The 13,369-nt window shown below is 68.0% G+C and carries 14 protein-coding genes; 5 read left to right on the top strand and 9 right to left on the bottom strand.

Going from position 1 to position 13,369, the window contains the following annotated elements:
* Positions 1-10 precede the first annotated feature (10 nt).
* A complete protein-coding gene (atzF, locus tag AC1D2H_RS02425; protein ID WP_478009748.1) occupies positions 11-1,825 on the bottom strand; it encodes an allophanate hydrolase in 1,815 nt (604 codons plus the stop codon).
* A gap of 240 nt (positions 1,826-2,065) precedes the next feature.
* Between atzF and AC1D2H_RS02420 the strand changes: the two genes are divergently transcribed.
* The 3 genes from AC1D2H_RS02420 to AC1D2H_RS02410 all read left to right on the top strand — a co-directional run bounded on the left by AC1D2H_RS02420 (position 2,066) and on the right by AC1D2H_RS02410 (position 3,762).
* Positions 2,066-2,362, top strand: a complete 297-nt coding sequence (locus AC1D2H_RS02420) for an autorepressor SdpR family transcription factor (RefSeq protein ID WP_477928643.1) — start codon at positions 2,066-2,068, stop codon at positions 2,360-2,362.
* Positions 2,359-2,736: a hypothetical protein gene (locus tag AC1D2H_RS02415; protein ID WP_478009747.1), complete on the top strand. Its 378-nt coding sequence runs from the start codon at positions 2,359-2,361 to the stop codon at positions 2,734-2,736. The genes AC1D2H_RS02420 and AC1D2H_RS02415 overlap by 4 nt, the downstream gene beginning before the upstream one ends.
* A gap of 129 nt (positions 2,737-2,865) precedes the next feature.
* Positions 2,866-3,762 (top strand): TolB family protein, encoded by an 897-nt coding sequence (locus AC1D2H_RS02410; RefSeq protein WP_478009746.1) that lies wholly within the window; start codon positions 2,866-2,868, stop codon positions 3,760-3,762.
* On the opposite strand, the gene AC1D2H_RS02405 is transcribed toward AC1D2H_RS02410, so the two are convergent.
* The 8 genes from AC1D2H_RS02405 to AC1D2H_RS02370 all read right to left on the bottom strand — a co-directional run bounded on the left by AC1D2H_RS02405 (position 3,752) and on the right by AC1D2H_RS02370 (position 10,868).
* Positions 3,752-4,288: a hypothetical protein gene (locus tag AC1D2H_RS02405; RefSeq protein WP_478009745.1), complete on the bottom strand. Its 537-nt coding sequence runs from the start codon at positions 4,286-4,288 to the stop codon at positions 3,752-3,754. The genes AC1D2H_RS02410 and AC1D2H_RS02405 overlap by 11 nt on opposite strands.
* A gap of 40 nt (positions 4,289-4,328) precedes the next feature.
* Complete coding sequence (locus AC1D2H_RS02400) at positions 4,329-4,667, bottom strand: hypothetical protein (RefSeq protein ID WP_478009744.1); 339 nt, start codon at positions 4,665-4,667, stop codon at positions 4,329-4,331.
* A complete protein-coding gene (locus AC1D2H_RS02395) occupies positions 4,664-5,227 on the bottom strand; it encodes an RNA polymerase sigma factor (RefSeq protein WP_478009743.1) in 564 nt (187 codons plus the stop codon). The genes AC1D2H_RS02400 and AC1D2H_RS02395 overlap by 4 nt, the downstream gene beginning before the upstream one ends.
* The gene (locus AC1D2H_RS02390) at positions 5,224-5,634 is read right to left on the bottom strand and encodes a DUF6249 domain-containing protein (RefSeq protein WP_477928655.1); all 411 of its coding nucleotides are present in this window, start codon (positions 5,632-5,634) and stop codon (positions 5,224-5,226) included. The genes AC1D2H_RS02395 and AC1D2H_RS02390 overlap by 4 nt, the downstream gene beginning before the upstream one ends.
* Before the next feature lie 124 nt (positions 5,635-5,758).
* Positions 5,759-6,553 carry a Rap1a/Tai family immunity protein gene (locus AC1D2H_RS02385; protein ID WP_478009742.1) on the bottom strand — a complete coding sequence of 265 codons (795 nt, stop codon included), beginning with the start codon at positions 6,551-6,553 and terminating at the stop codon, positions 5,759-5,761.
* Between the two features lie 65 nt (positions 6,554-6,618).
* A complete protein-coding gene (locus AC1D2H_RS02380; RefSeq protein ID WP_478009741.1) occupies positions 6,619-7,239 on the bottom strand; it encodes a CAP domain-containing protein in 621 nt (206 codons plus the stop codon).
* A gap of 102 nt (positions 7,240-7,341) precedes the next feature.
* Positions 7,342-9,663 carry an ATP-dependent DNA helicase gene (locus AC1D2H_RS02375; protein ID WP_478009740.1) on the bottom strand — a complete coding sequence of 774 codons (2,322 nt, stop codon included), beginning with the start codon at positions 9,661-9,663 and terminating at the stop codon, positions 7,342-7,344.
* The gene (locus tag AC1D2H_RS02370; RefSeq protein ID WP_478009739.1) at positions 9,660-10,868 is read right to left on the bottom strand and encodes a DNA polymerase Y family protein; all 1,209 of its coding nucleotides are present in this window, start codon (positions 10,866-10,868) and stop codon (positions 9,660-9,662) included. Before AC1D2H_RS02370 ends, AC1D2H_RS02375 begins: the two co-directional genes overlap by 4 nt.
* 162 nt (positions 10,869-11,030) lie before the next feature.
* Between AC1D2H_RS02370 and AC1D2H_RS02365 the strand changes: the two genes are divergently transcribed.
* The gene (locus tag AC1D2H_RS02365) at positions 11,031-12,425 is read left to right on the top strand and encodes a patatin-like phospholipase family protein (protein WP_478009738.1); all 1,395 of its coding nucleotides are present in this window, start codon (positions 11,031-11,033) and stop codon (positions 12,423-12,425) included.
* Positions 12,426-12,696: 271 nt separating this feature from the next.
* Positions 12,697-13,329 carry a PEP-CTERM sorting domain-containing protein gene (locus tag AC1D2H_RS02360; RefSeq protein ID WP_477928667.1) on the top strand — a complete coding sequence of 211 codons (633 nt, stop codon included), beginning with the start codon at positions 12,697-12,699 and terminating at the stop codon, positions 13,327-13,329.
* Positions 13,330-13,369: the final 40 nt, after the last annotated feature.

The raw sequence follows: 13,369 nt of genomic DNA, 5'->3' as shown, positions 1-13,369 counted from the left end.
ATGAAAGGACTCAGGCGCGACGCAGTTCGGCCATGTAGGCCCGCCAGCCGCCGTAGGACGTGATGTCGGTTGCGCCGGCCAGCGCGTGGCCTTCGCAGATGAAGCCGTGCACCGAACTGCCGTCGGCAAGCTCCAGACTGCCCAGGCCCAGCGGGGCGGGGATCAGCGCGAGCAGCGAACCGATGTGCCGCAGCGGCACGTTCCAGACTTCCACCGCTATGGGTCCGCCGCCTTCGCTGACGCGCTGCAGGCCCGGCTTGGGTGGCACCGTGCCGCGCAGCGCATGCAGGCGGTAGCTGGGCGCCGTCGTGGTGGCTTCGCGCAAGGTGGCGCCGCGTTCGACAAGTTGGCCGTTCAGCGGCATGCCCGACAAATGGGCGCCCACCACCGCCAGCGGCAGGGTTGCCTCGACGGCAGGCCAGGCGCTTGCCTGCTGCGGCGAACGCGGTGCGCCCGTGGCCCCGAGAGGCAACGCCGAGGCGGCCTGCCAGGCCAGGCCGAAGCGCGCGAGCGCCGCGTCCGCCTGCCCAGGCGCGATGAAGGTGACGCCGAAGGGAAGCCCCTGCTCGCTGAAGCTGGCCGGCAGCGCCAGCGCGCACCAGCCCAGCAGGTTGACGAAGTTGGTATAGCGGCCCAGCTGCGCGTTCGCGCCAATCGGGTCGGCGTCCAGCTCGGCAAAGCTGGGGTGGGCGGGCGCGGTCGGCACCATCAGCAGGTCCACCTGCTGCCACAGCGCCGCCGTGTCCCGCTGCGCGGCACGCAGCGCGTACTGCCCCTTGAAGGTGTCGGTGGCAGAGAGCCCGATGGCCCGTTCGATCACGCCACGCACCGTGGGCTCGATGGCTTGCGGGTCGCGCTCCAGCAGCTCTTGCACCACGGCATGGCGCTCGGCCACCCACGGGCCGTTGTAGAGCAGGTCCGCCACCGCGTGCAGCGATGCGAAGTCCAATGGCACGATCTCGTGCCCCAGTTCGCGGGCGAGCTGCAACGCCAGCGGCCAGCACGACGCGTAGTCGGCGCTGAGGTCGGGCGCCGCCGGCACGCCGATGCGCAGCCGCGCCGGCAGCTGCGCGGGCCCGGGCTCGAAGCGGCTGTAGGCGTCCTGCCCGTCCGGCCCTTCGATGACCGCGAGCACGGTGGCGGCGTCTTCCACCGTCAGCGCGAACACCGACACGCAGTCCAGCGTGCGGCAGGCCGGCACGACGCCGCTCGTGCCGACCCGGCCCGGCGTGGGCTTGAGCCCCACCAGGTTGTTGAAGCCCGCCGGCACGCGCCCCGAACCGGCCGTGTCCGTGCCCAGCGAGAACGCCACTTCCGCGCGGGCCACCGCCAGCGCCGACCCCGAGCTGGAGCCGCCGCTGACGCGCTGCGCGTCGAACGCGCTGAACGGCCGGCCATAGGGCGAGCGCGCGCCGACGAGGCCGGTGGCGAACTGGTCGAGGTTGGTCTTGCCCAGGCAGACCGCGCCTGCGTCGACCAGGCGCTGCACCACGTGGGCATGCACTTCCGGCACAAAGCTGAAAGCCGGGCAGGCGGCGGTGGTCGGCATGCCGGCCACGTCGATGTTGTCCTTGGCGGCGAAGGGCACGCCGAACAGCGGCAAGCGGGCCAGCAGCTCGGCCCGGTTGGCGCCTGCGGCAGCGAGCTGCGCTTCGAGTGCGGCGAGCCGTGTCTCCAGTTCCGCTCTGCTTGCCTTGTGAATCCACACCGCGGGGTCATGCTGTCCGAGCTGGGCGGCGCACGTGCCCAGCAACTCCCGCGGCGAGGCGCCGTCCAGATAGGCCTGGTGCCAGTCTCCAAGGGTCAGAAGGCTTCGCTCGGTCATGGTGCACTCGTTGGTATACCAGTCGGTACTCCAGCATCAAACGTGCCAGTTGGCCGTGTATCCGCTCTGCGCAGCTGCTGCGTGGGGCGTACCGGGCGTCGCTCGGTCAGACGCTTTTTTGGCAGACCTTCTTCAGGCCCCAGCGGCCGAGATCACGTGCCTCGGCATGGGGCGTCGATGCACCAGTCGGCGCTGCCGAGCACGCTTGACACATTTCGATGATTAGCTAATCATCAAGCCATGAACAAGGTTTTCAGAGCCCTTTCCGACCCCACCCGCCGCCAGGTGCTGCAGCTCTTGCGTCAGGGCCCCTTGAGCGCCGGTGAGCTGAGTGACCAGTTCCACGTCTCCAAGCCCACGATGTCGGCGCACTTCGCGGTGCTGAAGGAGGCCGACCTCGTGCACGCCGAGAAGGCGGGCAAGTCCGTCCTGTATCACCTGAAGCTGTCGGTGCTCGAAGAAGCGCTGCTGGGCTTCGTCCATTCGTTCAGCCCGAGCGCCGAGGCGCCGGAACCCAAGAAGGAGATTGCGCGATGAAAGCTGACCTGATTGCAGGCCTTGCGTGGGGCGGCGGCATCGTCGCCGTGGCGCTTTGCATGACCTTGGCACGCAAGCTGGGCTATGCGGATGGCGACACTGTCACCCGGGTGGTCATCGCCATGAACGGGCTCATGATTGCCTGGTACGGCAACCGCATGCCCAAGCGCTTCTTCCCTCACGAATTGGCCCGCAAGGTCAGCCGGCTCGGCGGCTGGTCCATCACGATCAGTGGGCTTGTCTATGTCGCACTGTGGGCTTTCGCCCCCATCCCCGTGGCCGTTGCGGCCGGGTCCGCCGCGGTCCTGACCGGGGTCGCGGTGCCGGTGGCCTATTGCCTGTCGCAGCGGGACAAGTTCAAGAACGCGACCTGAGGGCGGTGATCTGATCGGGCTGGGCTGCTTCCAACGCGCCTCAATCGACCGGTCATGACGATCGGCATGCGCCCCGCTGGCAGCCGCTCGCTACGCTCGCGCATCCTGGCCCTCGCGAGACACCACGCCATGCACGGACCCGCCATCACCCTGGCTCTCCTGCTCGCGGCCACGGGCGCCTTCGCCCAAGGAAAACCCGTCGCGGTGGCGAGGCAGGTAACCGCTTCCTATGCCATGGACCTGGCGCCCGCGCCGGACGGCAAGCGGGCCGTGCTGATTCGGGTGATCTCCGGGCGGCAGCAGCTCTTCCTGCGCACGCTGGCCGATGGCGCCGAGCAGCAGATCACCTTCGACGCGGCCGAGCATGAAGACCCGGTCTGGTCGCCCGACGGGCGCCATATCGCCTTCGTGCTGGTGAAGGAGAACAGCAAGGTCGTGCACCTGATCGCTGCCGACGGCAGCGGTGCTTCACAGGCCATCACGCCAGCCACGCAGAGCGTCCTCCACCCGTCCTTCACGCCCGACGGCAAGGCCATCCTCTACTGCACCGACGACGACATGCGCCCGCCGGCCAAGAACGAGGCAGCCATCTACGCCATCGACCTCGCCAGCCGCCGCGTGACGACGCTGATCTCGGGCGGCGTCAACACGTTCCCCGTCATGTCACCCGACGGCCGCCGCATCGCCTATCGAAAGATCGTCGGCGAGATGAATTCGGAGGTCTTCGTGGCCGACGCCGATGGGCGCAACGCGAAGAACCTGACCAACCACTGGTCCTTCGAAGGCTGGCCCGCCTGGTCACCCGACGGCCGCACCATCGCTTATGCCGGCAACCGCGGCAACGCGGGCTACCAGATCTTCCTGATGGACCCCGAGGGCGGCAATGTGAGGCTGCTGGCCGCGACGGAGGGACGGGGCACGGCGCCCAAATGGTCGGCCGACGGGAAGGCCGTCTATTTCACGGTGTGCCGGCAGAGTCAGGAGCACCGGGGGTGCGATATCTACTCGGCGGACGTCATTTCATGAAGGGCTGTTGGCCAGTCAGTTCAACCAGTGCATCTCGATTGCCGTGCAGGTGGATGGATTGGCTGGAGCAGCGGCAAAGAAAGTTTTGCGCATCCGCCGATAGAAACGAAGCAACCGCGGCCTCATTTTTTGCCCACATGTCGTGAAGCTCGACCCTCGATACGCCCGTCACGAGTTTGGAAAGCGCTTCAATATTGATGTCTCTGCCGCAAATCCCCAGCAGCACGGAGGAATGGCCGCAATGCCTGCGTGGAAGGGAGATATAGGCATCCAGATTGTTCGACAGGAAAGGCATGGAGCAAGGTGCAAACTCACCCGATATAGACTCATCAGCAACCAGCCCGGGCAGCCGTCTGCTGAGCTTGACGTTGTCCTCGCTGGTGCCAGTCAGCCACGCATGGCTGGCGGCTTCCAGCATCAGCGAAAGAGTCTCTTTTTCAAGCGGACGCAGCTTTGCCATGACGAAGCGACCATCCTGCGATGTGTCCAAGAGGTGAAGGCTGTATGTCGCAAGCTGATTGGCCATTGAGCGGCTGGTATTTTCAAAAGCGAGCCGAATATAAGAGCTATCCCCGGCTCCACCGACTCGGCACCGACCAGAAAACCAGCAGCCCCACCAGTGCCACGGCCGCCACCGCGTGCGGCGTATCCAGCGGCCCTTTCGTGCTCGCCAGCAGTGCTGCCGTGCCGAACGCCGCTGCGCAGATCGCCGTCCATTGCGCCCGCCTGGCCCAGCGCGCCCAGCGGCGCTGCTGAGCCGTCACGCCCTTGGGCGCCAGCGCCGCCATCACCCGCAGGCTGAAGCCGTCGTCGTCGGGCTCGCCGCCGTCCTGCAACTGCGCCCGCAGCGCCTCGTCAAAAGCAGAGTCGTGCAGGTCGTCGTGATTCATGTTGGAAGTCGTCATGGCGTGGGCTCCCATGCTTGCAGTTGCGCGCGCAGCTTGGCCTTGGCGCGCAGCACTTGCGTCTTGACCGTGCCGAGAGGCCAGCCCAGCACCTGGGCGGCTTCGGCGTGGCTTAAATCGGCGCCGTAGCAGAGCAGCAGCGCGTGGCGCTGGGCCTCGCTGAGCTCGGCCATGGCGCGGTCGAGGTCGATGCGCCAGTCGGCACCCGGGGCGAAGTCGCTGTGCGCGCCAAGGTCGGGTGATTCATCGTCCAGCAGCGGCAAAGACGGCCGTTCGGCCGATAGCGCCGAGTAGGCCAGCCGTGTCAGCCAGGTGCGAAAGCGCGACTCGCCGCGGAACTTGGGCAAGGCGCGCCAAGCGCGCACAAATGCTTCCTGGGCCAGGTCGTCGGCGCGGCCCTGGTCGCCGCGGCAGACGCGGCCGAGCAGTTTGCGCAGATAGCCCTGGTGGGCCTGCACGAGGGCAGCGAAGGCCGTGCGGTCGCCGGCGGCGGCGCGGGCCACCAGGCGATCCTCCTGCAGGGCCGCCTCGGCGGGCGCGGCGGGGACGCCGGAGGTCACGGCTGGTTCTGTTGCGGCTTGCGTTCGACGGCCCAGTACAGCACCAGGCCCAGGCCGAGGAACAGCGGGATGAGGCCGATGCTCCACAGCCAGGCGCCCGGCATCATGGCGTTGAACATGCCCATCAGGCCGAGGCCGATGCCGATGTTGATGACGGCGGGGATGAGGATGCGATTGGGATTGGACTGGTCGCGCTTGGCGCGGTGCCAGTCGCTGTCCTGCACGTCGCTGAGCAGCTCCGGCGGGATGGGCTGGCCGGCCCGGGCCAGCTCGCGGATGGTTTCGTGGCGCTGTCTCTCGGTGTGGGCCTTGCCCATGTAGTGGGCCACGATGGCGATGATGGGAATCAGCAGCGACAGGATGGGGATCATCAGCGGGCTGATTTCCTGAAAACGGTCGAAGAACATGGGCGGGCTCCGCGGAAACAGGTGGATGGTGCTTCCTTGGAGCGGTCGGCCGCGGCATTTGGATTCAGCCGGGCACAAAAAAATCGCTGCGCCCCCTTGATCGGTGCGGCGCAAGGCGATGCCGTCAGCGGTCGTTCGGCTTGCAGCGATAGGTGACGTGGAGCGCAGCCAGGGTGTAGGTGCCCAGATAGTCGGTGACGCCCGATGCTTCGAGGTATTTCACGGCGGCCCGGGTGAAATCCAGATCGGAGACGCCTCTTGGAATGCAGAAATGGCGCTTGATAGACGGCTCGTCGCTCAGGAAGCCGTCGTGTGCGTGGATGACGCCCTTCACATAGCCGGTGCAAAAGGCCTCGTTCCTGCGTTGCGCCGGATGGGCCGACGCCAGTCCGACGCTCGAGCAGAGGGCGAGAAATTCCTTGCCGTCCATCTCGCCCGTGAAACGTCGAACGGATTTCGCTGGTGGCCCGTGCTGTGCCAGCTGGCAGCCGATCTGCGAGGTCCGTCCCTGGAACTGGCTGATGGGACCTTGCAGCAGCTCGCAATCCAGGTAGTTGAGGTCGGAGGTCTTCCGGCCGCTGCCGACGTTGATGAGCACCTCGTAGTCGAACCCCGTCATCAGCTGCGCCAGCCGCGGGTGAAAGCGAATGCCGTGGATGTGGGCCAACCTTTCGGTCGTCAGCGTCAGCTCGGTCTTGCCGAGCCAGATGCCGTCCGGGCCGACCTCGTCTTCGAACAGACCGCTGATCCAGATCGTCTCGCCCGTCTTGCGCAGCCACGCTTCGGCATCCGGCGTCAACACGACCTGCACGAAGAAGTTGGGCGGCTCAAGCGGCTTGCCCGGCTCCACGGCCAGCGTTCTTGCGCAGCACAGCGCCGCCAGCAGGGCGAGGCAGCAAGCCCGAAATTCAATCCGCATGAGGGGTGTCCTTTCAGCGGATTCGACTCTAGCCGACGGTCTCGTGGCTCAAGTCAAGGTGGTGGTCAGCGTGCCTTGCCGAAGTCCTGCGTCCAGTAGGTGCGGTAGGTCGTGCTGGCGTTGCCCGCCACGCAGGCCACGCCGATGTCGCGGTAGGTGGCGTTCATCAGGTTGGCGCAATGGCCGTCGCTCTTCATCCAGCCATCCACCACCTCGGCCACGCTGGACTGGCCGGCGGCGATGTTCTCGCCGAGGTTGGTCCAGGCATAGCCGGCGGCCGTCGCACGCGTGCCGAGAGTGCTGCCGTCGCTGCCGGTGTGGCTGAAGAAGTTGTGCGTGACCATGTCGTCGCTGTGGCCCACGGCGGCCTGGGTGAGGGCGGCGTTCCAGCTCAGGTCGGCCGCCGGTGGGAAGGCGCCTTCCGCGCCGCAGGTCGCGCCGGCGCGGCGGCGGGCGTTGACCGCAGCCAGCATGTCGGTCTGGAAGTTGGCGAGGTTGCAGCTGATGCGGGTGCCGGCGGTGGGTGGTGGTGCAGGTGCAGGCGCCGGAGCGGGGGCTGGTGCAGGAGCGGGCGTAGGAGCGGGAGCGGGCGAGGCGGTGTCGGACCCACCGCCTCCGCAGCCGGTCAATGAAAGCAGGGTGGCGACGGCGAGAGGAGCAACGAGGCGGGCGGGGAGTGGGCGCATAGGCTGCCAGCGTCGCACGCCTGGCCGGGGCGCCGGTTACCGGGTGCAGCCGCGACAGACGGCCGGCAACATCCCTACACACCTGACGTCAAGGACTCGGGGTCAAAGCTGCCACCACGCCGGCAGCAGCGCCCGCACGTCGGGTCGGGCATAGCGCTTGTCCAGCAGCCACACCCAGCCGCGGTCGTCCACGGAACGCAGCACGCGGCCGGCGGCCTGGACGACCTTCTGCATGCCGGGCACGAGGTCGGCATAGCCGTGGTCGGCGCCGAACATGGTGTCCAGGCGATCGCGCACCTGGTCCTGCAGCGGCGACACGGGCGGCAGGCCCAGCGTGGCGATGAAGGCGCCGATGAGGCGGGTGCCGGGCAGGTCCACGCCCTCGGCGAAGGCGCCGCCCAGCACCGCAAAGCCGATGCCACGGCCGCCCGCGACGAAGCGGTCGAGGAAGGCGCGCCGCGCGCCGTCGCCCATGGCGCGGCCCTGGCTCCATTGCACGACCTGCGGGTGGCGCAGCGCCAGGCGGGCCGCGGCCTTGTCGAGATAGTCGAAGCTGCTGAAGAAGGCCAGGTAGTTGCCGGGGTGTTCGGTGAACTGCAGGGCGAGCAGGTCCACCAGCGCATCCATCGAAGCCTCGCGGTGCTCGTAGCGCGTGGACAGGCGGTGCGCCACCTGCACGGTCAGGTGCTCGGGCGGGAAGGGTGCGGGCACGTCGATCCAGGCGGTGTCCTCGGGCATGCCGAGCAGCTGGCGCGGGTAGTCGGGCGGCCCCAGCGTGGCCGAGAACAGCGTGACGCTGTGACAGCCCTCGAAACGCTCCTTCAGGAAGGCGCCGGGCACGATATTGCGCACCGACAGCACGACGTCGCGCACGTCGCCGGTGTCGACGGGCTCATCGTCCTCCAGCAGCGACAGGTTGAGCGGCGCATCCGCCACCAGCACCCGGCCGGCGGTGCGCTGCAGGTCGCACAGCGAATGCGTGTCGAAGCGGTCCAGCAGGCGCTGCAGGCCCAGCACCTCGAAATAGAACTCGAGCAGTGCGCCCACCTCCAGCGGGTGCTTCTGCACATGCTCGCCCAGGGCGAGGTTGACGCGCTGCAGGGCCTCGGCCAGCGCGTCGGGCACCTGCTTCAGCGGCTGGTAGTCCTCGACCTGCTCGGTCCCCAAGCGGGCCAGCTCACCGGCCAGGCGGCGCAGCGGCGCGCGCAGGCTCACGGGCGCACCGGCGAGCACCTCGCGCACGCGCGCCAGGCTCAGTGCGACGCTGTACATGTCGCGGGCCCGGTCGATCAGGTTGTGGGCCTCGTCCACCAGCAGGGCCAGCTTCCAGCCCTGGGACTGGGCCAGGCCGTAGAGCTGGCCATAGGGGTCGAAGGCGTGGTGCACGTCGCCGACGACGACGTCGGCCCAGCGCAGCAGTTCCTGACCCAGGTAGTAGGGGCAGACGTCGTGCTTGAGCGCGATGCGGCGCTGGGCGGCGGGGTCCAGCCAGGCTGTCTGCACGGCCTCGGCGCGGGCGGCCGGCAGCTTGTCGTAGAAGCCGTTGGCCAGCGGGCAGGCATCGCCATGGCAGGCCTTGGTGGGGTGCTCGCAGGCCTGCTCCTTGGCCACCAGCGTCAACACTCGCAGCGACTTGGTCGGCGCGCCGTCGCGCAGCGCCTCGAGGGCCTCCAGCGCCGCGATGCGGCCGGTGCCCTTGCAGGTCATGTAGCCGATCTTGTCGAGCTGCTGGGTGGGCATGGCGCGCAGCAGCGGGTACAGCGTGCCCAGGGTCTTGCCGATGCCGGTGGGTGCCTGGGCCAGCAGATGGCGGCCATTGGCGGCGACGCGGTAGACGGCTTCGGCCAGCAGGCGCTGGCCCGGGCGCAGCTCGCCCTTGGGGAAGGGCAGGGTGGCGAGACCCGCATCGCGTTGGCTGCGGTGCTCGGCCTCCTGCTGCGCCCAGGCCTCGAACTGGCGGCAGCGTGCCTCGAAGGCGGCCTGCAGGCTTGCGGCCGTGACCGTCTCGCGCAGCACGGTTTCGTTCTGCGTGTCGGCATCCACATAGACCAGGGCCAGCTCGATCTCCGGCAGTTCGCGGTCGGCGCAAATCAGCGCGCCATAGGTTTCGAGCTGGGCCCAGTGCAGCGCTCGGCGGTTCTCGGGGATGAGATCGACGGGGCCGCGGATGGTCTTGATTTCCTCCAGGCGGTTCACGTCGGTCTCGTAGCCATCGGCCCGGCCGCGCACGCGCAGATTGCCGTGGACGGCCTCCAGCGGCAGCTCGATCTCGTAACCCGGCGAGCGCCGCGCCAGCACGGCCATCTGGCCGGCCTGGCCCTCCAGCGCGGTGGCCGAGGGCGTGAAGCGGCGGTCCAGGTCGCCGCGCTTGGCGGTGAACTCGCAGAGGCTGCGGACCGAGACGGTGTAGGTCCAGTCGCTCAAAACAGACTCAGGTTGTCGGGCGCAGGCTGGGCTTCGGCGCGCGTGGGTACGGGCGCGGCCTGCACTTCGCTGGCGTGCACGAGGTTGCCGATGCGCACGCCCATCAGCCGCAGGCGCTTGTCGAACTTGACGCGCTTGAGGCAGAGCCCCACGGCATGGCGGATGTCGGTGGCGCTGGTGATGGGCAGTTTCAGCGTCTGGTCGCGCGTGACGGTCACGAAACCCTCGAAGCGCAGCTTGATACCCACCGTCTTGCCGGCGTAGTGCTTGCGGGCGAGGTCGCGGGCGAGGCTTTCGCAGAGCTCGTCCATGATGCCGCCGAGCAGGACCTTGTCATGCACGGCGCTCAGGTCGCGCTCGAAGGTGGTCTCGCGGCTGATGGAGACGGGCTCGCTGTGGGTGACGACGGCGCGGTTGTCGAGGCCGTGCGAGGCCGCATGCAGCCAGGCGCCGTAGCTGCCGCCGAACTGCTCGATGAGCCAGGCGGGGTCGGCGGCGGCGATGTCGCCGACGCTCTCCAGGCCCAGCTTGATGAGCTTTTCGCTGGCCTTGGGGCCAATGCCGTTGATCTTGCGCACGCCCAGCGGCCAGACGCGGCTGGGGATGTCGTCCATCGTCAGCACGCTGATGCCGTCGGGCTTGTCCAACTCGCTGGCGATCTTGCTGAGCAGCTTGTTGGGTGTGACGCCGATGGAGCAGGTCAGGCCGGTGGCGCGGCCGACCGAGTTCTTGATCTCGCGGGCCACCGCCTTCACGCCGCCCAGCGGGTCGTGGCCGACGGCATCGCGCACGCCGGGCACGTCGGTCAGGTCGATGTAGATCTCGTCGATGCCGCGGTCCTCGATGACGGGGGCGACCTCGGCGACGGCGGCCTTGAAGAGGCGCGAGTACTTGCGGTAGCTGTCGAAGTCGGCCGGCAGCAGGATGGCGTCGGGCGCGCGCAGCGCGGCCTTCATCAGGCCCATGGCCGAGAACACGCCGAGGTCGCGGGCAGCGTAGGTGGACGTGGTGACCACGCCGCGGCCGGTGTAGTTGCGCAGCCGGGAGTACTTCCAGCTGCCGTCTTCCAGCTGCTGAGGCGCATCCGCCCGACGGCCGCCGATGACGACCGCCTCGCCCTTGAGCTGCGGATAGCGCAGCAACTCGACGGACGCGTAGAAGGCGTCCATGTCGAGGTGGGCGATCCAGCGGTCGGGCTGCAGCATGTCAGCGGTGCACCGCCGTCCGAAACCGCTGACGCGCCCCCTCGGGGGGCAGTTCGCGGATGCGGACGTGGGGGCAGTTCATTTGCTTGATTGTCACTGGGAATAAAGACAGGGTCTGGCAGCATCGGCAGAATGCGCCGGATCTCAAGGGAAAGAGGCCCGATGCGCGTCCTGCTGCTGCTTTGCACCTGCCTTGTCTGGCTCTCGCTGGCCGGCTGTGCCGGCGCACCGCTGAACACGCCCAAGAACAGGCCGGCCGTGGCCGAGCCGGTGGCGCGCGAGCCGCAGAGCGCCGTCAGCGAGACCATCGTGGCCCTGAGCTTCTCGGGCGGTGGCCTGCGCGCTGCGGCCTTCTCCTACGGCGTGCTGGAGGGCTTGCGCGACCAGCCCTCGGCCGCTGGCCACAACCTGCTGGACGACGTGAGTTTCATCACCAGCGTGTCGGGCGGCTCCATCACGGCGGCTTACTTCGGCCTGCATGGCACCGAGGGCATGCGGGGCTTCCGCGACAAGGTGCTGATGCGCGATGGCGAGGCCGGCCTGCGCTTCAGCCTGCTCAACCCCAACAACCTGCGCCGACTGTTCGCCGGCGGCCTGAACGACCGCAGCAACTTCAGCGACTGGCTGGAGCGCGACGTGTTCCAGGGTGCGACGTTCGCGGACATGTTCCGCCACCAGAAGCCGGTCATCTGGATCAACGCGAGCAACGCCCAGTACCGGCTGGCCTTCCCCTTCCACGAACGGGCCTTCGACGCCATCTGCAGCGACCTCGCCAGCTTCCCGGTGTCGGAGGCCGTCGCCGCGTCCATGGCGGTGCCGCTGTTCTTCGCGCCGGTGGTGCTGGAGAAGTTTCCCGAGTCCTGCCAGAAGCCCATGCCCGCCAACCTGGGCCGTGTGCCAGGCCCCGAGCGCGACGACCAGCACCGGCTGCGCCTGGCGCTGCTGCGGGCGCTGAAGGACTTCCGCGACAGCAAGACGGGCCGCTACATCAAGCTGGTGGACGGCGGTATCACGGACAACCTGGGCCTCGTCAGCATCCTGCAAAGTCGCATCCTGCTGAACACGCCCTACGGCCCGATCAGCGAGCACGACGCGGCGAACGTGCGGCGCATGCTGTTCGTCGTGGTCGACGCGGGCCAGGGCCCGAGCGGCGACTTCGGCCGGGAGGTGGCGGGGCCCTCTGGCCTGGACGTGGCGACGGCCGCCGTGGACACGGCCATCGAGAGCACGATGCGCATGAGCTATTCCTATTTCGTGCCCATGGTGCGCAACTGGGAGCGTGACATCGTGACCTGGCGCTGCTCACTGCCCGATGAACGCAAGGCCGCGCTGCGTGCCTGGAACCCTGACTGGCGCTGCGAGGACATCAAGTTCGCCGTCACGCAGATCAGCTTCGCCGACCTGCCCGAGGCCGAGGAGATGGCGCTCAACGCCATCCCGACGCGGCTCAAGCTGCCGGCCGAGCAGATCGACAGGCTCATCGCCGCCGGGCGTCAGGCCGTGGCGGCGGATGCGGGTGTGAAGCGCTTTTCTACGGCCGTTCAGCGGGGCGACTGACTGTCAACCCCGTATCTGATCGACTTGCGAGCGGTTTTCCTGACGGGTCATTTCAGCGCAAGGTCCACCAAGGGTTTGTCTCATGTCGAGGGAATTTCCACCTTCGAACGTGGGGGTCATTTCACGCCTGAACGGCACGTCTGTCCTACCGGAGCGTCCTACACGCGGCTTGGTGTTGGCATGGTTGATGCGCTAGGGATTGTGCGGTGCCCTAAACGTGTCGTTGAGCGAAGGCGCCAGCAAAACCATTGCCACCTCTGGAGATAAACCAATGATCAAGAAGATGCTTGCCACTGCGGCCCTTGTCGGGCTCGCCCCGTTCGCGGCCCACGCCGCCTTGACGACATTGACGGCTGCTGACGGTTGGCCGCCGGCGGGCAGCACCGGCCTGCAGACCGTGCAGTTCGCCGCCGTTGCGGCCAGCGGGGTCAAGGTCGCCATCGGTGCTCACGCCTACAAGAACAGCGCCTTCCTGGCCAATGACGGTGTGCGCAATTTCTATGCGCAAAACGGCGTCTATCTGCCCGACGGCAAGAACTACGCGAACTGGAGCTTCGACTTCGCCTACGACATCCGCGGCTGCCAGGGCTGCAAGATCTGGCTGGGCATCGACACCGACAGCAGCGCCGCCGTCAACTACACCGACATCGACCTGCTGAGCCTCGGGCTGCCGATGTTTCTGGGCGAGTCCTGGAACCTGGAGATGTCCTTCCTGAACACGCCGAGCTTCAATTTCAACCCCTACGCCGCCAGCTCGACGGATTTCCGCCTGTTCGTCACCGATGCGGCCGGCGGCACCCTCGCGACCACCGACATCACGGTCAATGTGCCCGAGCCGGCCTCGATGGCTCTGATCGGCATCGCACTGGCCGGCCTGGCGGCAGTCCGCCGTCGCCGCGGCTGATCCGCCGAGGAGAAAAGCGAAGCGGCCCTCGGGCCGCTTT

Source organism: Roseateles sp. P1_C1_2 (assembly GCF_056406535.1).
The sequence above is the reverse complement of the archived record's forward strand: the minus strand, read 5'-3'. Positions and strand labels throughout refer to the sequence as shown.